Here is a 20496-nt window from a genome sequence, read left to right as displayed (position 1 = left end):
GCCCCCTTTAGAACGGCCACCAGGGCCCGAAACGCTGATATGGCAGCGCGAGCGCGTAGCTGAAGACAATGACCGAAAAGACCGTGATTGCAGCGGCAAGAATGATTGCTGCAAGTGGTTTCATACGCATCGAGGCGAAAGAGGCGATGAGACAGGTCAGAAACAGCGACGGTACGAAGCCGAGGCCGCGCACGGTCAGGCCGAAGAATATCGGCGCAGGCAGAATAAAGAACAGGCCGCGCCAAGCGATCGGGCCGATAGGCTCGCCGGAGACACGTGTAGCCTGAATAAGGATGACCAGTCCAAGCAGGATTAGCACACCGGAAAGGACAAGTGGGAAATATCCCGGTCCCATACGTAGCGATGTGCCGAGGTCCAGACCAAGCGACTGATAGGCAAAAAAGGCACCTGTCAGTGCGAGCAGTGCACCGCACAATCCGTTGGTCGGATCTATTGAGAATTTCCTTGAGGGCTCGTTCATGGCCAATCGTCTTTCGGATTTGCCGTTGAAAGGGCTATGCCGGAAGATCGGCATATGACGTCGGTCGTGTATCCCGTCGACTGCAGTTTGATGTGCAGCCGAAGGGAGAACGACAATCAAGGCGCGTCAGATGACATGCCTTGATTGTTTCCTGTACGATCAGTCCGCGTATTGTCCTGCAGCTTCGATAATAGGCTTCCAGCGCGCGATTTCGGATTCGAGCTTGGCCTTTAACGCGGCCGGTGTTGCATCGGATTCCGGAGACGGCTTTGTGCCGAGTTCGGCAAAACGGGCAACCACATTCTGGTCTTTCAAGGCCACCTGAAGCGACTTCGACAGACGTTCGGTGACTTCCGCCGGGGTTCCCTTGGGGGCATAGATGCCGTGCCAGATGCCCACTTCCATGCCGTCCAGACCGGCTTCCTTGGTAGTCGGAAGGTCTTTCAGTACGTCCAGACGTTCAGGCGAGGTAACGGCATAAGCCTTGATCGTGCCGGCCTGAATCTGCTTCGTCGTGTTGGTGGTCTGGTCACACATGATGTCGACCTGTCCACCGAGAAGATCGGTCATGGCCGGGCCGGTTCCCTTGTAGGGAACTGTAACGAGCGGCGTTTCAATCGCGCTCATGAACAACATGCCGCAAAGATGCGATGCCGCGCCGATACCGGCATTGGCGACCGTCGCCGTATCCTTGTTGGCCTTGGCATATTCGATCAGTCCCTTGAGATCGGTTGGCTCAAGGTCTTTGCGTGCAACAATCGTCATCGGAACTTCCGTGACAAGACCGACATATTCAAATGCATTCAGCGTGTCATAGGCGAGCTTGCGGTAAAGCGTGGCGCTTGTGGCCATGCCGATATGGTGAAGCAGAAGCGTATAGCCATCCGGATCGGCGGTTGCGACACGCCCGGCGCCGAGTGTTCCACCTGCGCCGCCAACATTCTCGACGATAACCTGTTGTCCGAGATCCTTGGACATGGATTCTGCCACAAGTCGCGTGACAGTGTCGGTAGGCCCACCGGCTGAGAAAGGCACGACCATGGTGATCGTCCGTTCCGGATAATTTTGTGCCTGTGCGGTGAAAGCTGCGGTGGAAATAGCAAGTGTTGTCGCCAGAGCGGCGATAGTTTTCATCATAGCGTCCTCCCAGACTATGTTGCGGCGGGCGTGCCGGTATTCTGAATTTGGTTCCCCACGCCTCTTTGGGCGCTTCGGGCAATCAGATGCGATACTATTCAATGACTGCAATAAAATGTTTCTGCACCGTTGTTGCTCTTGAATCGGCAGAATTATTCGGTGCGCTTGAAAAAGAATGTAGATGTATCCCGGCGGCTTGCCAATGCCTGACCTTCAATGAAAGCGCTTGTACTACCAAAGTCTGGGTAGCTCGCTTGTCATGTTTTCGCTGTGCGCTGGCGTATCGTCTTGAAGGTTCTTTCTGATCGGGGCTAATCTTATGCAGTTTTGATTGCGGGAAGCTCAGCATTCAAGACGAGGTGATCGACGAGGCTCCTGGCCGGTGTGGTTAGTTCTTCTAAGGATTGCACCGCTATTGCCAGATTTCTTCTTGCCCAAGCATCGGAGATAGCGACCGTTGCAATGGGGAGTGTCTTTCTAAGGCGTCGGGCGGCGGTCTGCGGAATGATCGCAACACCTACGCTGGCAGCCACCATATTACCGACCCCTTCAAACGTGCGGAGTTTCGTCCTGATTTTAAGCCTGCCGCCTAGCCGGGTTGCCTGAATTTCGAGGTGCTCCTGCAGTGCGCCAGCTGATAGACCGATGAACTGTTCCTGCAGGATGTCAGAGAAACTCACGCGCTTATGTTCAGCCAGCGGATGGCTTCTGGCAGTGATCAGTACCAGCTGATCTATTGCAAAAGGAACCAGTTCCAAACCCGCAGTTTCCACCGCATCCGATAAAATTCCGATCTCTACAAAACCGCGCAAAATGGCACGAGCAATATCGCTGCTCTGTCGTTCTTTCAACTCCACATCGATGCGAGGATTTTTTGCCATCCAGGCGGCAAGTTTTGCCGGAAGATATTCGGTGACGGTAGCGGTATTGGCCGCGACGCGAATGGCTGTGCGCATGGCTTTGGCATGTGAGCCCAATTCGCTATGCAGGTCGGCCATCTGCCGCATGACCGCTCTTGCGTGATGGACAAGGGCTTCGCCTGCTTCGGTAAGGGCAACGCCGCGTCGTCCCCGCTCCAGAAGCAAAACCTGCCCGGAGGCCTCCATGTCACGCAGGCGCTCGCTTGCCGCTGGAAGCGACAGGCCGACTTCAGCCGCACCATGAGTGATGCTGCCGGTATCGGCGACAGCGAGGAAGAGGCGAAGGTCGGTAAGATCAAAGCGCATAAGCAATGTTAGCGCGAATTCTGCCTATGGGAAAGCCGAAGGCTCGATAAGGAACTTCCGCATTCCGTCTGATGGCCAAGTCGCTATAGCAGGGGCATGACTTATTCTTTATCCTTGATCCTGACGATTGCGGTTACATTCCTCGGTGCCGGCTTTGTCAAAGGCGTGACAGGAATGGGGCTGCCCACAGTCGCCATGGGCATATTGGGCGCGCTGATATCTCCGCTCGCAGCTGCAAGCCTGCTGATTATTCCGTCGTTCATCACCAATCTTTGGCAGCTTCTGGCGGGGCCTAGCTTCGGTCAGCTTATGCTCCGTCTCTGGAGCATGATGCTTGCCATTGCAGTCGGGACCATTGCGGGAACTGCGGTTCTGGTCGGGGGGAACATTGCAGTCACCACATCGATGCTGGGCTTTTCGCTCGTTATCTATGCAGCCTACACGTTGTTCGCCCGCCAGCTACAGGTGTCGGAAAAGCTTGAACGCCTGCTGTCACCTGTCATCGGGCTGCTGACCGGCTTGATTGCGGGCGCTACAGGGATATTCGTCATACCGGCTGTGCCCTATCTGCAATCGCTAGGATTCAGAAAAGATGATCTTGTGCAGTCGCTTGGGCTTTCCTTTACTGTCTCGACTGCTGCACTTGCGGTCGGGCTTTCGAGCAGGCAGGCATATTCCGGTGATCTCCTGCTGGCGTCTGTTCTGGCCATTGTTCCTTCACTGGTTGGCATGTTCCTAGGGCAGGCTTGTCGCCGCAAAATCCGATCAGAAACCTTCCGTCGATGGTTTCTGATCGGCCTTATGATCCTCGGGCTTGAAATGACATTGAGACCATTGTTCTCGATGAGTTGATGAACGGGGAACAATTTTTCCATTCCGGCAAGCGGATACGGATTTGCTTTCTTGTTCGAATCCGGCAAGGGCAGGATATTGTCTCACCCCCAAGAGAACAGTCTTTAGCTTCAACGGGTTTTCGCTGAAGCGTCCCCTATCATCGGCCTGATTGACGGAATGACCCAGAGAGATCCAGAACAACACCAGTCGCGTGCGCTCCGACTGTTCAAGCCGGTTCTTGCCGGTGCAACGCTGCGAGAACGTTCGATTGCTTGCCTCGGTGCCTTGATTGGTATCGCGCTGACCGGATTCATATCGAGCATGCTGCTGGGAAGCGGTCCGCATCTGCCTTTGATCGTAGCGCCGATCGGTGCTTCGGCGGTTCTGCTTTTCGCAGTTCCAACCAGCCCGCTGGCGCAGCCGTGGTCGATCATCGGCGGCAACACGATTTCCGCCTTTGTGGGACTGGCCGTCACCCAGTTTGTTGATGATCCGGCTTTGGCGATCGGCCTTGGCGTGGCGCTCGCCATCGCGGCAATGTCGGTTACCCGTAGCCTCCATCCGCCCGGCGGCGCAGCGGCGCTGACTGCAGTTCTGGGTGGTTCTGCGGTTGCCAAGTGGGGATTGCTGTTTCCGCTTGTGCCGGTCGCGCTGAACTCTTGCCTTCTGGTCGGCCTTGGTATCCTTTTTCACAAACTGTCGCGTCGGAAATATCCGCACGTGGCGGCGGCTGCTCCGGTAAACAAGCACAGCACTGAAGATTTGCCGCCTTCGGTCCGGATGGGTATCCGCGAGGAAGATATCGACCGCGCCTTGCTTGCACTGGATGAAAGCTTCGATATCGATCGCAACGATCTTGGACGTCTGCTGCGGCAAGTGGAGCTTGAAGTGTCCATTCGTTCCCACGGCGACCTGACCTGCGCCGACATTATGTCTCGTGATGTCGTCAGTATCGATGAAGATGCAACGGCGAGTCAGGCGCGCGACCTGATCTTGCGGCATAATCTACTGACCTTGCCGGTACACACGGCCGACGGTCGTCTGAAGGGCGTAGTCGGTTTGCGCGAATTGATGCATCCGGGTGACGATTTCAGAAACTATATCGTGGAAGCGCCCACCGCTGCGCAAGCCGATCCGGTGATGAGCCTTCTGCCCAGCCTGACCGATGGATTGGCGCATGCTGTCGTGGTTGTTGATGAAATGCGCCGCATCATCGGTTTGGTGTCGCAAAGCGATCTTCTGAGCACACTCGCGCGTTCACTTCCCGATGAAAAGCGGGCGCCTCTGAAAGCGGCATAACCTGCCGGGCCTGCGCTTCTCTATTGAATTGGAATGGTTTTCCGGGCAGGGTTTCCTGACCCGGAAATCTGCAGCAGGTGATTATGTCCGTCCAGCGCGCGAGCTTCTATATTCTACTGGCACTGGTCACCATCGCCTTTGCATGGCTGCTGTTGCCTTATTATTCGGCGGTTCTCTGGGCAGTCATTCTCGCCGTGGTTTTTTCGCCAGTACAACAGCGCCTGGAACGTCTGCTCGGCGGCAGGAAAAACATTGCCGCTCTGCTTTCAGTACTGATGTGCATCTGTCTGGTCATCATTCCAATGCTCGCGATTTTCGGTTCGCTGGTACAGGAGGGGAATTCTCTCTATCAACGCCTGAGCAGTCGTGAGTTTGATCTGAACAGCTATATCTCACGCATTCTGGGCGCCTTGCCGGATTCGCTGGAGGAGTGGCTGACCCGGTTCGAGCTAGGTGATTTCGCGGAATGGCGGGCGCGCATATCGTCTGCGATCATGCAGGGCAGTCAGCTTTTTGCCGGAAAACTGGTCAGCTTCGGCCAGAACACGCTGCAATTCTTCATCGGCTTCGGCATCATGCTCTATCTGCTGTTCTTCCTGTTTCGCGACGGTGCGGACCTTGGACGGAAGATCAGGCAGGCCATTCCGCTCAATGATGATTACACGCGGCAGTTTCTGGAAAAGTTCATCGCTGTCATCCGCGCGACGGTGAAGGGCAATATCATTATTGCCATCATTCAGGGCACGATCGGTGGCGTGACTTTCTGGTCCTTGGGCGTTGAGGCGGCTTTGCTCTGGGGCGTGTTGATGACATTCCTTTCCATGCTGCCAGCGGTCGGCGCAGCACTGGTCTGGGTGCCGGCAGCGGCCTGGTTCTTTGCAAGCGGAGAATGGATCAGCGGAGGTATTCTGGTTTTCGTGGGCGTATTCGTGATCGGACTGGTCGATAATCTCCTGCGCCCGCCTCTGGTCGGAAAAGGCACCCGCATGCCGGATTATGTCGTGCTGATCTCCACGGTTGGGGGCATTTCACTGATCGGGATCAATGGTTTTGTGGTCGGGCCGCTGATTGCCGCGATGTTCATTGCTGCGTGGTCGCTTCTGGCAGAAGAGCAGAAGGGGAATAGCTCCGCTCAACTGCCAAAGAACTAAATCTTACGCGACCTTCAGCTCCGCGATGGGAAGTCCGGTTTCGGTCATCTTGTTGTCGACACCATTTTCATCGAGAAACTGCTTCATCTCGGCATAGGTCTCGAACCATGCCCGGTTATACTTGTCGAACAACGACTGGTCCCAATAGTCTTCCAGCCGGAAAGGCTTGTCGCTGAAGACGTCATAGCTCGGTATCTTGTAGGTTTCGGCAAATTCGGCTGTACGGCTGTCATAGGTGAAATAGATGGACGGCACGCCGTTGGCCAGCGCCATCAGATTACCATGCAGGCGATAGCCGAGAACGAGCTGTTGCCTGCGCACCAGTTCCTCGTAATCGGCAACGACATCCGAATAGAACATGCGATGGCGATAGAGGTTTTCTATTGTCTCGTCGAAATACCAGTCCGCTGTCCAGCGATGGTTCTTGAGCGCTGCAATGGCCTCCTCCTTCTGCTCCGCAGTGCCGAAGACCATTTTCTTCTCATCGATCTCGCCCTGAGCCATCAAGGTCACATCGAAGCGCCCGGCCATGGTTTTGATAAGGTCGCGGTGACGCGTCAGATATTGCTCGATATCCTGTGCATAGGCTGGTGAAACCTCGCGGCGAACCGTAACGCCGACTTGAGTCACGTTTTCCAGTGGTGGCAACTTGATACGCAAATGCTGGTTGTTGCGGCGAAACGCAGTCGGACAACCGACGATGCGCACATTGCGGATGCCGATATCGTTCAGTACCTGCGCCGTGTAAGCGCCGCGCACACCGATGGATGTCGTCGAATCTGCAATGATGCGCAGGACCGCCTTGGTCTCTTCGGAAAGCTGTATTTCCCCTCTGACCGGCGCTTGTGCTCCGATACCGAATGCTATGACCGGCAGTTTAAGCCGTTGCAAGACCGGGATCGTGTCGCGCCAGTTCATATCCTTATTGATATAGTTCGAACCGCGCAGGATCACATAATCATACTCTTCACGCAGCTGATCAATTTTCTCAGGTGAGAAATTGGTGATCGGAAGTTCGGAAGCCTTCTCGTAATTCATCAGTTTCAACGATGACTCGAACACGAAGGCATCGCCGATATTGTGATAATGATTGATGCTGCCCTGAACGTCGGTGTGACGATACCAGCGGACATTGTCGTGATCGTACACTTCTCCCGCAGGGATCATGACGAGGGCGCGTGCCATACGGTCTTCCTTCTGTTTCACTAAGGTCAAGCCAGGCTCAGCTTGCCTGAGAAAGAGCAGTTTGCGTAACTGCCGGTTTCTGTCTGCGGGGTTTTGACCCACGCAGCCGGTTGTAGAGGTCCAGATGTTCCTTTGCGCAATCGACATAGTGGACCGGATTGCGGATGGAATGATGCAGTCTATCCCATATGCTCGGCTCGCTGAGCACTTCTGTAAAACGGTCGGCCAGATCCTCGGCGCTGCGAACACGGAAATGCAGGCCGTCTTCGCCATCGCGGATTTTCTCAGCCATGCCGCCAATATTCGAGCAGATGACCGGACGGCGATGGTGCAGCGCCTCCTGAATGACAATGGGTGAATTTTCCCACCAGATTGAGGGCATGACCACCCAGTCGACCGACTGCATGAGGCGCGGCATTTCAGCATTCTGGTACGCACCATAGAAACGCACACGCGGACCAGCCTCTTCAATCAATTTCTGCATGCGTTCCTGAAAAGCGGGTGGCTGCTTTTCCAGATTGCCGCCGAAGATCATCAGGCGGGAATCCTCGCCCCATACCTGTTCCGGCACACGCGATACGGCATCGACCAGAACGTCTATGCCCTTGAACGGGTTGATCTGACCGAAAAAGGCAAAGCGACTGCGACGCGGGTTCGGGCCGGTCAGCTCACGCGGAGGGGTAACATCACGGATGGCGATGCCGTTCTCGATGACTGCCATCTTGTCGGGGTTGAGGCCCCATTCCAGATAGCGGTTGGCAAGGAACTCGCTCGGCGACACAAATGCGTCGGCCAGTTCCAGCATGCCGCGCACGAAACGTTCGCGCTTGAGAAAACGCGCTGGCGGTATCTGCGGAAAACAGCCGTGGCAATCGATAGGGGACGCCTCGTTGCAGAGCTTGGAGGTGCCAGCTTTGACCATCTGGCCATCATTGTTGCAGATCGACAGGAATTCATGAAACGTCACCAGAATGATGCGATCCGGCAGTGCCTCGCGGATGGCATAGAGCGTTTCAAGCCCGAGGCCGAGAACATGATGGAAATGCACGATGTCCGGATCGAAGTCGCGGACAAAGCGCAGCAGGTCACGGCGGATTTCATCGGTGTTCTTGTTCGACAGATAGAAGTGATCGTATTCGTCGGCATGGAACAGGATTTCGTCGCTGGCGCGCCGCATGCTCATGAGAGCCGTCGTGCCATGCCGAGGGATCGGATGAGCGGCTCGGGCCAGATAGACTGACTGCACATCGGGAATGCTGTTCAAACCCTTGTGCAGATTGTAGGAAGCGATTTCACCACCACCGAGCGAGATCGACGGGTGAGCGTGCGAGATGACGAGAACACGGAGTTTATCGCTCATGCGGATTCCTCCACCTGTACGTTACGCCTGCCAGCGAGAATGGAGGACCACCGTGCATCGAAGACCTGCCGGTCAATGCGCTCAATGAGCGCTATGGTCGATGCCCTGTCAGTTACGGATGTATCGTCTGCTCCCAGCATCTGCGCTGATGGTAACCAATAGGAGCGCAAGCCCGATTGTTTGAGTTTCAATCCGAGATCCAGTCCCTTTTCATGGGTGCCGAGATAACCGCGCGTGAAACCGCCGACTGAAAACAGGGCTTCGCGTGGAAGAATGCAGCACTCGAACGTAGCCGTTGCGACTTCCGTCAAGGACATTCCTGAAACGGCGTCGATCGGATAACCGGCGTAGCGGCTGATCAGAGCGCGATCCGCCGACATGCCGGATTGCGGTCCTGCAACCCAGGTTCCCGCCCAGCGAATTGAATCATCCTCATAGGCAAGGGTGGGAGACAGAACGCAGTCCTTGTGCGCTTCATAGGCGCTGATGAGCTTGTTCAGCCATCCGGAGCGGCGCGGCAGCAGCGATCCGGCCAGAAATATGACCTGATCTGTCGAAACCGTGCGGGCGCCGACTTCCAGTGCATCGTAGAGGTCTTCCGACCCCGTAGCTGAAACGAGCCTGATGCGCAGGCGGTAGAAATCCGCAAGACGCCTGATTTGTACGCCGACGCGATCAATGATCTCGGTTGCAGCTGCGATTACGATTGGCGCGATGCGGGTTTCGGGATCGAGCGCGAGAAGCGCCAGCAAAGGTTCGACTTCCTCGACGCGCTCATCGATACCGATGATGATCGCAGGCCCTATCGCATCTTCGAAGGGGCCGAGATCGACTACACCAAAGACTTCCGGCGCGGGACGGTTGACGCCGCGCAGCAGCGGCACGAGCTGCTGGTCGACAATATGGCGCAGCGCCCATGCATTTGGATCGGTCGCGCGGATTTGCCGTACGATAGCGTCACGCGAGGTGACGCGGGTTGGCGTCAATGGAAAAAATGCGCGCCGTCCGTCGCTGATTGCAAGTTCTAGATAGAATGGCGACGTGCTGTTGCCTGCAAGCTCGGGTGCGAAGGCAACGAAACCATGCGCGTGACGGCTGGGGTCCAGCCCGGCATTGAATGGCGGCTGATTGTCGAATTCGTGGGTGACGTCGGGCCGGTCGATGCGGGTCCAACTGGTATCGATCTGGATTTCACCGCGATGACGGCGCAGCTTCACACTTTCCACGTGGCTATCGGGATCGAGCAGCCAGCCCGAAACCAGCATGCCGCTGCCTTCCACCCGGAAGACATTGTCTATCCCCATCCGGACAGGAAAGGGAAGGCTGGATACCGTGTCGGCACCATCGAAACGGTTTGCGGCGGAACGCATGCGCAGCAGGATGTCTGTCGAGCTGCGTACCCGCGGCAGAATTGCCCGGATATGGCCCGGCGTTTCACGCGAGCCGGACAGCAGCCTGCGGTCGTAGACTTCGGTAAAACGCCAGCCCCTTCGCCCGCGAAACAGAAGCCGTTCGATATCAGTCGGTTCGACCGGTTCGTTGGCAAGAAGAAGGCCTGCAAATCCGGAAGCTTCATCATTGAGATCTGGCCGTGCGAAAACGCTGACTGCGCATTCCGCAAGTGATGGATTCTTGCCGCTGATCAGCAGCCGGGTTACGGCGGGCGTCAGATCCTGCGCCCAGCCCTGAACGAAAATCTCGCCTTCATCGCTGCCGCCGATGAGTTCGATGCAGCCGTCAGAACGGGCCCCCGCCTGCAGCAGAACGGTGATGGCCGAAAGTTTCTTCCGGCTGATAGGGCCGGAAATCAGACCTTCCACCAGTTCATCGATGACGCCCGGCAAGCTCGGTCCGGCTAGATCGCCGATCATGGCGACAAAATCGGCAATAGAAGCGGAGCGCGATGCGAAATTGTAGCGGGCGACCTTTGCCCGGTGTTGGAACATGATCGTCTTGAGAGTGCCACGGCGCAAAGCAGCCGTTGGCACGATGGCGACGAAACCATGTGTTCCGGCAGGTGAAGGCTCCCTGAGTGGCCATGTAATCAGGTTCGTCTTCACGCTCATGGCAGGATCGCCATTCAGGAACGCTGTTACCTGATCGTTTGTTGCACTGCCGATGCCGAGCACCAATGCCAGCGTGTCTTCGATCGCGCTGCCGACGACCATTTCACCCTCCATCATCATGGGAGGGCGATCCGGTGCACGAGTTGGTCTTGCTGTCGGCTGCTGCGTGATAGGTCTCTCGTCTTGCGCCATAAGGTTTTTCCTCAGGGCATGACCGCAAGGGTCAGCAATGCGCCTGCGACAAAACCCGTCAAGACGGCAGCCAGCAAGATCAGGAACTTGAGGTCGCCGCCGCTTCGCTTGCGCACGTCATCCAGACGCTGTTCCAATCCTGCAACAACGCCGTCCATGCGCATGATGTGCACGTCAAGTTCGGTCATGCGCTGATGGAGATCGGTTCGCAGACCGTCGACGGAGCTTGCAATGTCCAGCAGTTCTGCCGGGGCGGCATTGCCGGATGCATCAAGGGTAGGCGCGACGCGCTGCAACGAACGTTGGTTGACTTGCAACTGGCGCTGCGCTGCCATCAGCATGTCGAGCTTGTCCAGAATGCGCGTCATCGGCGCGGCGATAAGCGCTTCGGCCGCCTGTTCGTCGGGCTTCGGTACACGTAGCTTCTGCTCCGCGCCAGACGCATTGGCGGCGACGACAACGAGTTCGCCAGCCCGAGCAGCGGCAAACTGCGGCAGCATCACTTCAAAAGCATGCTTGCCATCGCCGATACCGTTGCGCTTCAGATCAGGGCGATCCTTGTCGGCGGGGGCTTCAGCAATAGGCTTATCGTCCAGCAGAACGCGGATCAGAAGCCGTTCTGTCGGAACGGATGGATCGAAGGCCCAGCCATAGAGACGGCCTTCCTCGATGGCGTCAACGCGTCCTTTCATGGCTTCGGTCCTTTGAGGCGCGGCAGCGGCATTGGGGGCCGCTGCCTGTTTGGTTTCCCCCTCGGATGGAACTTTGGTCGCGATGTTCATGATTTACCTCTTATGCTGCCTCGACACGCGCGATACGCAGTGTCCCGATCAGATCGAGATAGCGTGCAGCAGTCGTGTCGATGGTGTCCGGATGACGCGCATTCTCGCTGAGCGACTGGCGCAAGTCCGGGTTTTCCGCCATTCGACGCATCGCCTGGGCGAGCGCGAGCGGATCATTTGGCGGAACGGTAAGGCCATTGACCTCATTCTCAATCATTTCGGCCATTCCGCCGATATTGCTGCATATGACAGGACGGTTTTGTCCCTGTGCTTCCTGAATGACGAGCGGAGCATTTTCCCACCAGATCGACGGCATGATGGCGCAGTCGACGGACCGGATCAGCTGGGCAATGTCCTCACGACGATAAGCACCCCGACGCTGGACAAACGGCGATGTCTCGGCAAAGAGCCGGTCGATTTCGCTGACAAAGCTTTCGCTTTGAAATGGCGCTGCACCATGCACGCGCAATTCGAAATCGAAACCCTCGGAAATAAGCTGCTGTGTTGCTTCAAGCAGGACCGTTGCGCCCTTCCACGGATTGAGATTGCCGAAATAGCCGAAGACCGGTTTGTTGCGCTCGACCTGCCGCGTTTCGGCTGCGGGGCGTTCCGGTTGGCCATTGGGAATGACGCTGATCAGCTCTTCCGCAAGTCCCCATTCGACATAGCGTTGTTTCAGAAACTCACTCGGTGAGACGAATGCATCGACTGCGCTGAGGAGCGATTTGATATGCCGTTCACGCAGTACGAATTTATCAAGCGCGATGTCCTTGAAACAGGCATGGCAGCGGTCAGGACCGGCCCCATGACACAGTTCCTTTCCAGTGGTGCGAACCATCAGGCCATCATGGTGACAGATGGGGTAATAGTCGTGCAAAGTCAGAATGATGCGGCAATCCGGTAAAGTTCGGCGCACGATATGCGGGAATTCGGCGCCGAGCAAAAGCAGATGGTGCAGATGGACGACATCAGGCCGGAAATCCTGCAGTAGTTCGACAATGTCGGGAACGATCCCGTAAAGGTCGATCTGGCTCATGTAGAACCGGTCGAAATGACCGGACCAGAGCAGGATTTCATCGCCGCCATTACCGATGCTCTGAAAGCTCGTACCGGGCCGAGCCTCACGATGCACCTTGTTAGTGGCACCCATGAACATGGCTTCGCAACCGGCGCGCTGATAGGCGCGGAAAAGATCGTGCGCGAAAATTTCAGTTCCGCCGGGGTGCAGAGATGGATGGTTATGGGCTGCTATGAGCACACGCTGGGCCATCAGGCAGCACCTCGCGAGGCGATGAAAAGATCCTGATAGTGATCCGCTTCGATGCCGCGCCAGTGACCGAAGGATTTTGTCTCCAGTGTCAGTTTCGTGCCGGCAAGCGCACGATCCAGAAAGCCGTTTTCAAACCCGACCGCGGCAAGCGGCGGCAATTCCGGTACGAACCAGCACGGTCCGTTGCCATGGCGTTCAAATGCAAGTCGTTTGTCCCGTTTGCCAAGGCGGTCGCGCGCGGCCACATCGTCCACGACGAAGGCCGTCATGAATAATTTTCCACCGGGAACGAGGACGCGAGAAATCTGGTCGAGATAGGTCTTGACCTCGTCTGACGTCAGATGCGTGACCACCGATGTCATGATGATGAAGTCGAAGCTCTTGTCCGCGAAAGGCAGGACGAGATTGAGCCCGTTGACCGCCCCTTTTGGGTTATAGAGGTCGTGGGCAATATCGATGTGTCGGAACTCGAAGTTCGGATAACGCGATGTGATGTTCTGGCGACACCAGTTCACGCCGCCTGCCACGGGATCAATCCCGGAATAGCGCGCTTTTGCCGAGTCGAGATATTGCGTCAGCGGCACTGCCATGCGACCGATACCCGAACCGATATCGAGCACACGGGCATCGGGTCGAAGCCCGCCCTTGCGAATGAAATGACCGAGAAATTCGGCGCCGACTGCACGATAATCCCCGTCGCCGACGAACACGCTGTTCGGGTCGGGGGAGGGCAAAAAGCGGTTCTTCAAAACAGACTGCATCAGCCAATCGATCTGCGCATCCGGTATTGCTGGTTTGGCTTCAAATTCTGGCTGTTTCAGCGCTACCACGTCCGTCAAGCGGCGCTCCTTTCAGATTTGGTCATGATCACATTGGACAGGTCGGCAGTGCCTTCCTGTTCCTGGGGCAGGACCATCAATTCGGTAATGTCATCATCCCAGCGCTGTGTGTGGAGCCAGGAATTATATTGGCTGGCGAGGCCGCGCATGTAATCCGTGCTGCGGCGGATCGAACGGCGCTCGAAATGGTAAAGTGCTACGGCGGGTTCATAGAATATCTGGAAGCCAAGTTGCCTGATCTTCAGGCAGAGATCGCTGTCCTCGTAGTCGCCGATGACATAGTCTTCCGTAAAGCCGCCGACGAGATCGAAGATATCCTTGCGTGTTATCAGGCACGCACCGGTAACCCCCGGCACCTCCCTCGAACGAAGCGCAGGCGGATAGTTGCCCGGCATACCCTTGTAATAATGGTGGTTCAGCCAGACACCCTGACGGTCGCGGGCAAAATAAAGCCCCGCATGTTGAAGCGAGCCATCCTCGAAAAGAAGGCGAGGGCCGATTGCTCCGAGCTTGGGCTGATCGAACAGAGGCTGGATCAGCTGCTGCAGCCAGCCATTTTCCGCAGGAACGACGTCGGAATTCAGCATCACGATAGTCGCTCCAGTCGCAATGCTGGCGCCTGCATTGCAGGCACGCGCATAACCACCATTGCGGTTCATGATGGCGAGCTTGAATGGCATGTCGTGCAGAATGTGCAAGCCGCCCAGCATATGCTCGGTGTCGTCCTGAATTTCAGGAGAATCCAGCACGAAAATGAACTCTGCATTCTCCATCAGCCAAGGGTCCGTCGCCATCGACGAGAACTGGAAACGCAGAAAATCCAGGTTGCGGTAGAGTGGAATAACGATGGATGCGAGTGCGGAGGCGGGCGTTGTTCCGTAATCCTTCACTTCGGATATCCGCACCGTTGCGGCGAGCTTCTTCTCAACTTCGGTGAGAGCTGGTCCCAGAATATGCGAGAAGACGTGAGGCCTTGCTTGCTGCGGCGGCACGGACCGCAAGATGCGATTACGCTGCGCCGATGGCTCGAAGGGTTGCGGTGCGGGGACGAGGGGCGCGGTGGTGCCGGACGCGAGACGCATCTGGAACCGCGGCTGCAAGAGCGGCCCAAGATTCTGCACCGAAGGAAGCCAGGCTACAAAGCCCGTCACGTCCTGCTGTGGCGTATCTTCCCGCTTGGCAATTTTGGCTGGAAACTTGTGAAAGTTCGGCTTCAACGACAGTGCGCTTCCGTTTTCGGGAATATATTCGATATCGGTAAGCATGGCGGCGGGGTCATGCATCCATCCGCCAACAATCAGTCCGCCATCGAGCGCCAATGCGAGATCGATTTCCGCTGCCGGATGGGTGGCAGATTGTGCGATCTGACGAACGGGGAGCGGAGTGCGCGTTTGCAGGTCGATGGCGACCGCAGCACCGGAAGGGCTTAGTTTGCCGAGCTGGCGAACAAGAAATTCCCGCAAAGCACCATTGCCCTGCCATTTGGTCCACCATTTGGCGAAATCTGTTTGTTCACCGGTCGTTGCCGCAAGCTTGCGAACGGCAACGCCTTTCTGGCCGGTGAACACCAGCAGCAGCGATGACGGCAGGTCTTGCGCTGCTTCCAGCAGAAAATGGCATGGCTGCCAGGCATTACGAGCCTGCCTGCCCACCACAAATCGTGGCGGAATAACCGTGACGCTGCCGGGTGTGATGCCATAGATGGCCGAAATCTCGCCCAGCATCGGGTCGACTGCGGTTTCAAGAAGGTGATGTCCCTGAACCGGTTCGCCGCAATGCTGGGCCTCGCGCGGTTCCGGCGTCAATACGAAAGTCAGGTCACGCACGAGGGATGCGAAAGTCTGGTTTCGCGACAGCCGGAAAGTGCTGCGCCACGTGGTCAGAATATTGGTCAGAAGCTTGATGTGGCCGGGTAAGGTGAGGTCGCTCACGACATACTCGACGTCAAAGGGAGCAAGCTCATTAGCTGGATACACGATAGCCTGAGCCGTAGGGCCGAGAGAGCCTGCGGAGAGCGAAAGTTCGACGGGTTCTTTACCCGTGCGCATGGCCCAAAACATGCGTAGGCCGCCATTCTCGAGCGGAATGCCAACGCTCAATAACGGAACCGGTTGGGCCGCCATTTCAAATGTGCATTTGGTGGTTGTGCGAGCCGGGCCTGGGATATCCCAGATGACCACAGCGACATCGGCGCAAAGACGGCAAATAGAGAGGTTCTCGGTTTTGCTTTCAGTGTCCGCCGAATGATCGAGGTTCAATGTGAGGCCCTTTCATTCTTGCAGGAACGTTCGGCTTGCAGGAAGTTCCGGGCACGCAAAAGCTAGGGAAGATGCGTGCCCGGTAAAGACGAAACGTGCCCGACGGGAGGATTGCCGGGCACGCTCTCAATTGTTCAATCAGTGAACAGTGAAGTACTGGTCGGGATGAGCCTGTACATCGTCTGCATTGGTGTTCACGAGGGTAACGGAATCGCCATTGCCGAGATCGACAACGACATTGCCACCAACCTGCGTGACACGATCGGCAAGATCGTCTGCGGAAGCGATATCAAGACCATTGATACCCTTCTGAATTTGCAGAATGTCTTCGCCGGGATTGAAGTCGAGAATGACGTCGTTTCCGCCGCCACCATTGAACAGGAATGTATCGCTGCCATTTCCGCCGATGAGAACGTCGTTTCCGGCGCCGCCATCGAGGATATCGCTGCCATTCCCACCGTAGAGAATGTCATTATGCGCGCCGCCAAAGAGCAGGTCGGAGCCGTTGCCGCCCTGGAGAATGTCATCTCCATTGCCGCCATACAGCACGTCGCTGCCATTGCCGCCGCTCAGGACGTCGTTTCCTTCATTACCGAAGAGAATGTCGTTCCCGTTTTCGCCGAACAGGGTGTCGTTACCCGTGCCGCCGAAAAGGATGTCACTCCCGTTACCGCCGAAGACAGTGTCGTTACCATCGCCTCCGAATACGAGATCATCACCGCCATGGGCGCGGATGAAATCGTCAAAGCGGGAGCCGAACAACACGTCGTCGTAGGCGCCGCCTTCTAAAGTGGCCATCTGCTTCTCCTTGTGTTCCTGTATGGGGTTTCCACAAGCCGGAATGCTCCGACCATTATGCTCTTAGTAGTCTGCTCTGCATTAACTGGAATTGCAACATTGGTAATTGGTATAAATTTGGCAACGATAAGTAACAAATTATTACCATTAATTTATATTACAGTTATGTAAACAAAAATATGAATGATATTTATAGTCATTATAATTTCTATTTAATTTATATTTACAGAGAAAATAGTTCTAAATTTGAAATATCGAGGTGATGAAAAGAAAAATGAAAATATTTCAATGAGATGACGCCGCGCATGAAATGTCATGCGCGGCGTCCCTCCTTTTCAGAATTTCAACCTATGATCGAGTTTTACTTTGAAATTATCTGATCATTAATCTTCACGGAATGCCCGGTTCAAACTATCAGTGATAGGTGAGACCAAGTAATCGATGGCGCGACGCTCCTTGTGCACGATGATTACCTCGGCGGGCATGCCAGGATAAAGTCGGGCAGTCGGATTTGCGGCAAGTGACGCCGGAGTAATTTCGGCTCGCGCGACGAAAAATGCGGTATCTGTCTTTTCATCGAGCGATTGATCGGCGGCAATATAGGTCAGTTTGCCGTCTAGCGGTGCCATCGAGCGTTGATTGTAGGCGGTTAACCGGATCTGTGCGCCTGCACCAACCGAGATGCTGTCGATATCACGCGGGCTGATTTTCATTTCAACGACCAAAGGTTCGTTCTCAGGAACGATATCCATGATCGCTTCGCCCGGCGCGATGACGCCGCCCGGTGTTCGCAGCCGGATGTTCGCGACGATACCATCCTGCGGCGAGCGAACTTCCACGCGACGCATCACGTCCTTGGCGGCAACGATACGTTCCTGCACATCTGAAAGTTCGACCTGGCTGGAGGTGATCTCGCCAGCGATTTCCGACTGGAGATCGCTTTCGATCCCTGTCAGGGCGAACTCTGCACCGGCTTTAGCTTGTTCGGCTTTCGCCTTGTCACCGGCATATTCGCCGCGGTCGCCCGCAAGCTGGCTAAGGCGTGTATCGATTTCCGTGAGCTTCGATTTCTGGGCAAAGCCCTTTTCAACGAGGCTGGCAATCGCCTTGCGCTGTTCGCTGATAAGCTCGATCTGCCGGTCGGTGGCCGCTATCTGCGATGTGGAGGCCTTGGCCTGTTCAGTATATTGCTCGATGGTCTTCTGCTGGATGTCGATCTTGCTCAGTTTCTGCGCAAGTCGTTTCTGGAAGAAGATGTTTTCGGCGCGAATGGCGTTCTGTGCATTCTCGCCGTCATCGGCGAAACCTTCCGGAAAACTGATTTCTTTTTCGCCGGATTGCTCGGCGCGCAGGCGGGCCAGTTTTGCGATCAGGCCGATGCGCCTGCTCTCCAGAGATTGGAGATCGGAGCGTGCCTTGGTGTCGTCAAGCCGGAGCAGGGGTTGGCCGACTTTGACTATGTCGCCTTCCTGCACGAGCAGACGATCAAGAATGCCACCTTCGAGATGGCTGATTGTCTTGCGCTTGGAATCGACAATCACCGTGCCCATTGCGACTGCCGCACTTCCCAGATTAGCGGAATAAGCCCAGGCGAAGAATCCACCGAAAGCGACACCGATTGTGGCGAGGCCTGCAATGATGAGACCGCGCAGCGGTGATCTCGAATCCTCTCGTTCCAGATCAAGCGCCCATTCAGGTTTGACACTGCCGAAACGGGTGAGAGTTTTGTGATCCGACGATTCTGCTCGCGGCGCGAGCAGGCTGGAAACACGACGAGAAATGACTGATTTACCCATCATGCGTTCGCTGCTCCCATTTGCGGGCCGTTATTGGCAGGTGTCAGTGATGCGACGACATCGGTGCGCGGACCGAACTGTGAAATCCGCCCGTTTTCGAGTACCAGCAGCTTGTCGGCGACCTGCATGATAGATGGCCGATGTGCGATCATGATGACAATGGCGCCGTCGTCGCGGGCATGTTCGACGGCTCGAATCAGTGCACGTTCGCCAACGGCGTCGAGATTTGAATTCGGCTCATCGAGAACGATCAGGCGCGGGCGGTTGTAGAGGCAGCGGGCGAGCCCGATTCTCTGGCGCTGACCGCCAGAGAGGGTGAGGCGACCGTCGCCGACCGGCGTGTCATAGCCGAGCGGCATGCGTCCGATCATCTCGTGCACATCGGCAAGGCGCGCGGCTTCCAGCACGCGATGCGGGTCGCTGTCACCCATGCGGGCGATGTTGTCCTTGATGGTTCCATCAAGAAGTGAGACCGACTGCGGCAGATAGCCGGCAATCTCACCGAAAGAGCCACGTTCCCAGAGATAAACGTTATTGCCGTCGAGGAAAACGCCGCCTGACGTGGGTTTGACGATACCGATCAACAGTCGGGCCAGCGTTGATTTACCGGCAGCCGAAGGACCGACGACGCCCAGCACTTCACCTGGCGAAATCGAGAAGGAGATGCCCTTGATGATCGGAACGTCGACGCCCGGCGCGGCATAGATCAGCTTGTCGATCACGAGATCGCCGTTGGGTCGCGGTGTTGGCATGGTCTGGCGAACGGCCAGATTTTCCGAAAGCAATGACTGAACGCGTTTCCAGCTGGCAATTGCGCTGACCCACTGGCGCCAGTTTTCAACGATTCGATCGAACGGCATCAGCAAACGACCGATGATGATGCTGGTCGCGATCATGGCGCCGGGGGTGATTTCCTGCTGCATGGCAAGCAGCGTGCCGATACCGAGCGATCCAATCTGGATGATGAAACGTGCCGTGCGGGCAATCGAGGATAGGGCACGGGCGCGTGTTCCACCGAGGTCAAGTACTTCCAGCGCCTGAACCTGCATCGTTCGCCATCGACGAGCGAGCGCCGGAAGCATGCCCATGGCTTCGATGACTTCGGCGTGGCGCAAGCTGCTGCCGATTTTGGAAACCGCTTCTATGTTGGCTTGATTCGCCTCCTGAATCAGATTTCGGGTCAAAAGGTCGGTGAGCAGACCACACGCCACCAGAATGATGACGGCGACGAGACCGATCACGCCCAACATCGGGTGAAGCAGGAACAGAACGCCGAGGAAAATCGGCGACCATGCCGCATCGAGCGGAGCATTGATGGCCGGGGATGTAAGGAAACTGCGCAACTCGTTTAGATCGCGCAACGTCTGCGTCGCTTTCGGCATCCCCTGATTCACAGAGGCCTGCACCGCTGCTGTCAGAACCGCTAGGTTCAGGCGGCGCACGAGCGCGCTGCCCATGGCCTGGAAGGAAAGCGAGCGGATATATTCCAGCACGCCGAACACCAGCATCGCACCAATGGCGAGCACGGTCAGCATGGTGAGCGTGTCCATGCTTCGGCTGTTCAGCACCCTATCATGAACCTGCAACATATAGAGAGGTACAGTGAGTTGTAGCAAATTGATACAGGCGCTCAGCAGCACTGCATAAAGTAGTCCCGACAGGAAAACGCGGCGGGCCTTGAAAATCAGGCCTTTGGGCGTAGTTACCGAATCGTCCTGCCCCTTTTTGTGCGCAGGGCTCTTGCCAATCGATTTGAATTCGCGAGTATCATTCATACGCTATCTGCCTTGGAATGGTCACAGGTGGCGGATATCCCTAAAAA

16 protein-coding genes are annotated in these 20496 nt (G+C 56.3%); 3 read left to right on the top strand and 13 right to left on the bottom strand.

All coding sequences use genetic code 11. The features are described from left to right. Positions 1-7: 7 nt before the first annotated feature. The 3 genes from ABDF71_RS15615 to ABDF71_RS15605 form a co-directional block, all read right to left on the bottom strand. Positions 8-481, bottom strand: coding sequence for a tripartite tricarboxylate transporter TctB family protein (locus ABDF71_RS15615; protein WP_010658620.1), 474 nt, complete (start codon positions 479-481; stop codon positions 8-10). Between the two features lie 159 nt (positions 482-640). After that, a complete protein-coding gene (locus tag ABDF71_RS15610; RefSeq protein WP_012092847.1) occupies positions 641-1618 on the bottom strand; it encodes a tripartite tricarboxylate transporter substrate-binding protein in 978 nt (325 codons plus the stop codon). A 317-nt stretch (positions 1619-1935) separates the two neighbouring features. After that, positions 1936-2844 (bottom strand): LysR substrate-binding domain-containing protein, encoded by a 909-nt coding sequence (locus ABDF71_RS15605; RefSeq protein ID WP_010658622.1) that lies wholly within the window; start codon positions 2842-2844, stop codon positions 1936-1938. Positions 2845-2940: 96 nt separating this feature from the next. On the opposite strand from ABDF71_RS15605, the gene ABDF71_RS15600 reads away from it, so the two are divergent. From ABDF71_RS15600 to ABDF71_RS15590, 3 genes are all read left to right on the top strand, one after another. Continuing rightward, on the top strand, positions 2941-3696 hold the full coding sequence (locus ABDF71_RS15600; protein WP_151663608.1) for a sulfite exporter TauE/SafE family protein: 756 nt from the start codon (positions 2941-2943) through the stop codon (positions 3694-3696). 159 nt (positions 3697-3855) lie between these two features. Further along, the gene (locus ABDF71_RS15595; protein WP_010658624.1) at positions 3856-4977 is read left to right on the top strand and encodes an HPP family protein; all 1122 of its coding nucleotides are present in this window, start codon (positions 3856-3858) and stop codon (positions 4975-4977) included. An 83-nt stretch (positions 4978-5060) separates the two neighbouring features. After that, the gene (locus ABDF71_RS15590; RefSeq protein WP_012092851.1) at positions 5061-6128 is read left to right on the top strand and encodes an AI-2E family transporter; all 1068 of its coding nucleotides are present in this window, start codon (positions 5061-5063) and stop codon (positions 6126-6128) included. Positions 6129-6131: 3 nt separating this feature from the next. Here ABDF71_RS15590 and ABDF71_RS15585 read toward each other — a convergent pair whose 3' ends face one another. The 10 genes from ABDF71_RS15585 to ABDF71_RS15540 all read right to left on the bottom strand — a co-directional run bounded on the left by ABDF71_RS15585 (position 6132) and on the right by ABDF71_RS15540 (position 20449). Continuing rightward, a complete protein-coding gene (locus tag ABDF71_RS15585) occupies positions 6132-7313 on the bottom strand; it encodes a polysaccharide pyruvyl transferase family protein (RefSeq protein ID WP_010658626.1) in 1182 nt (393 codons plus the stop codon). A gap of 37 nt (positions 7314-7350) precedes the next feature. Next, positions 7351-8673 carry a glycosyltransferase family 4 protein gene (locus ABDF71_RS15580; RefSeq protein ID WP_151663609.1) on the bottom strand — a complete coding sequence of 441 codons (1323 nt, stop codon included), beginning with the start codon at positions 8671-8673 and terminating at the stop codon, positions 7351-7353. Beyond that, entirely contained in the window at positions 8670-10931 is a 2262-nt protein-coding gene (locus ABDF71_RS15575) for a glycosyltransferase family 2 protein (RefSeq protein ID WP_151663610.1), read from the bottom strand. The genes ABDF71_RS15580 and ABDF71_RS15575 overlap by 4 nt, the downstream gene beginning before the upstream one ends. 11 nt (positions 10932-10942) lie before the next feature. Then, positions 10943-11713 (bottom strand): hypothetical protein, encoded by a 771-nt coding sequence (locus ABDF71_RS15570; protein ID WP_036586490.1) that lies wholly within the window; start codon positions 11711-11713, stop codon positions 10943-10945. Between the two features lie 10 nt (positions 11714-11723). After that, on the bottom strand, positions 11724-12983 hold the full coding sequence (locus tag ABDF71_RS15565) for a glycosyltransferase family 4 protein (protein WP_151663611.1): 1260 nt from the start codon (positions 12981-12983) through the stop codon (positions 11724-11726). After that, on the bottom strand, positions 12983-13822 hold the full coding sequence (locus ABDF71_RS15560; protein WP_151663612.1) for a class I SAM-dependent methyltransferase: 840 nt from the start codon (positions 13820-13822) through the stop codon (positions 12983-12985). Before ABDF71_RS15560 ends, ABDF71_RS15565 begins: the two co-directional genes overlap by 1 nt. Further along, entirely contained in the window at positions 13819-16080 is a 2262-nt protein-coding gene (locus ABDF71_RS15555) for a glycosyltransferase family 2 protein (RefSeq protein WP_151663613.1), read from the bottom strand. The genes ABDF71_RS15560 and ABDF71_RS15555 overlap by 4 nt, the downstream gene beginning before the upstream one ends. A gap of 138 nt (positions 16081-16218) precedes the next feature. Further along, positions 16219-16878: a calcium-binding protein gene (locus ABDF71_RS15550; RefSeq protein WP_010658633.1), complete on the bottom strand. Its 660-nt coding sequence runs from the start codon at positions 16876-16878 to the stop codon at positions 16219-16221. A gap of 383 nt (positions 16879-17261) precedes the next feature. Then, a complete protein-coding gene (locus tag ABDF71_RS15545) occupies positions 17262-18677 on the bottom strand; it encodes an HlyD family type I secretion periplasmic adaptor subunit (RefSeq protein ID WP_029927624.1) in 1416 nt (471 codons plus the stop codon). Then, the gene (locus tag ABDF71_RS15540; protein ID WP_012092860.1) at positions 18674-20449 is read right to left on the bottom strand and encodes a type I secretion system permease/ATPase; all 1776 of its coding nucleotides are present in this window, start codon (positions 20447-20449) and stop codon (positions 18674-18676) included. The genes ABDF71_RS15545 and ABDF71_RS15540 overlap by 4 nt, the downstream gene beginning before the upstream one ends. Positions 20450-20496 lie beyond the last annotated feature (47 nt).

Source organism: Ochrobactrum sp. WV_118_8 (assembly GCF_039631535.1).
GTDB classification, from domain to species: Bacteria; Pseudomonadota; Alphaproteobacteria; order Rhizobiales; family Rhizobiaceae; genus Brucella; species Brucella anthropi.
This window is presented reverse-complemented; position numbering and strand designations above follow the sequence as displayed.

Excerpts from the sequence above, each read along its gene's own strand:
- ABDF71_RS15615 (WP_010658620.1), bottom strand. The coding sequence starts at position 481 with ATGAACGAGCCCTCAAGGAAATTCTCAATAGATCCGACCAACGGATTG.
- ABDF71_RS15610 (WP_012092847.1), bottom strand. The coding sequence starts at position 1,618 with ATGATGAAAACTATCGCCGCTCTGGCGACAACACTTGCTATTTCCACC.
- ABDF71_RS15605 (WP_010658622.1), bottom strand. The coding sequence starts at position 2,844 with ATGCGCTTTGATCTTACCGACCTTCGCCTCTTCCTCGCTGTCGCCGAT.
- ABDF71_RS15600 (WP_151663608.1), top strand. The coding sequence starts at position 2,941 with ATGACTTATTCTTTATCCTTGATCCTGACGATTGCGGTTACATTCCTC.
- ABDF71_RS15595 (WP_010658624.1), top strand. The coding sequence starts at position 3,856 with ATGACCCAGAGAGATCCAGAACAACACCAGTCGCGTGCGCTCCGACTG.
- ABDF71_RS15590 (WP_012092851.1), top strand. The coding sequence starts at position 5,061 with ATGTCCGTCCAGCGCGCGAGCTTCTATATTCTACTGGCACTGGTCACC.
- ABDF71_RS15585 (WP_010658626.1), bottom strand. The coding sequence starts at position 7,313 with ATGGCACGCGCCCTCGTCATGATCCCTGCGGGAGAAGTGTACGATCAC.
- ABDF71_RS15580 (WP_151663609.1), bottom strand. The coding sequence starts at position 8,673 with ATGAGCGATAAACTCCGTGTTCTCGTCATCTCGCACGCTCACCCGTCG.
- ABDF71_RS15575 (WP_151663610.1), bottom strand. The coding sequence starts at position 10,931 with ATGGCGCAAGACGAGAGACCTATCACGCAGCAGCCGACAGCAAGACCA.
- ABDF71_RS15570 (WP_036586490.1), bottom strand. The coding sequence starts at position 11,713 with ATGAACATCGCGACCAAAGTTCCATCCGAGGGGGAAACCAAACAGGCA.
- ABDF71_RS15565 (WP_151663611.1), bottom strand. The coding sequence starts at position 12,983 with ATGGCCCAGCGTGTGCTCATAGCAGCCCATAACCATCCATCTCTGCAC.
- ABDF71_RS15550 (WP_010658633.1), bottom strand. The coding sequence starts at position 16,878 with ATGGCCACTTTAGAAGGCGGCGCCTACGACGACGTGTTGTTCGGCTCC.
- ABDF71_RS15545 (WP_029927624.1), bottom strand. The coding sequence starts at position 18,677 with ATGATGGGTAAATCAGTCATTTCTCGTCGTGTTTCCAGCCTGCTCGCG.
- ABDF71_RS15540 (WP_012092860.1), bottom strand. The coding sequence starts at position 20,449 with ATGAATGATACTCGCGAATTCAAATCGATTGGCAAGAGCCCTGCGCAC.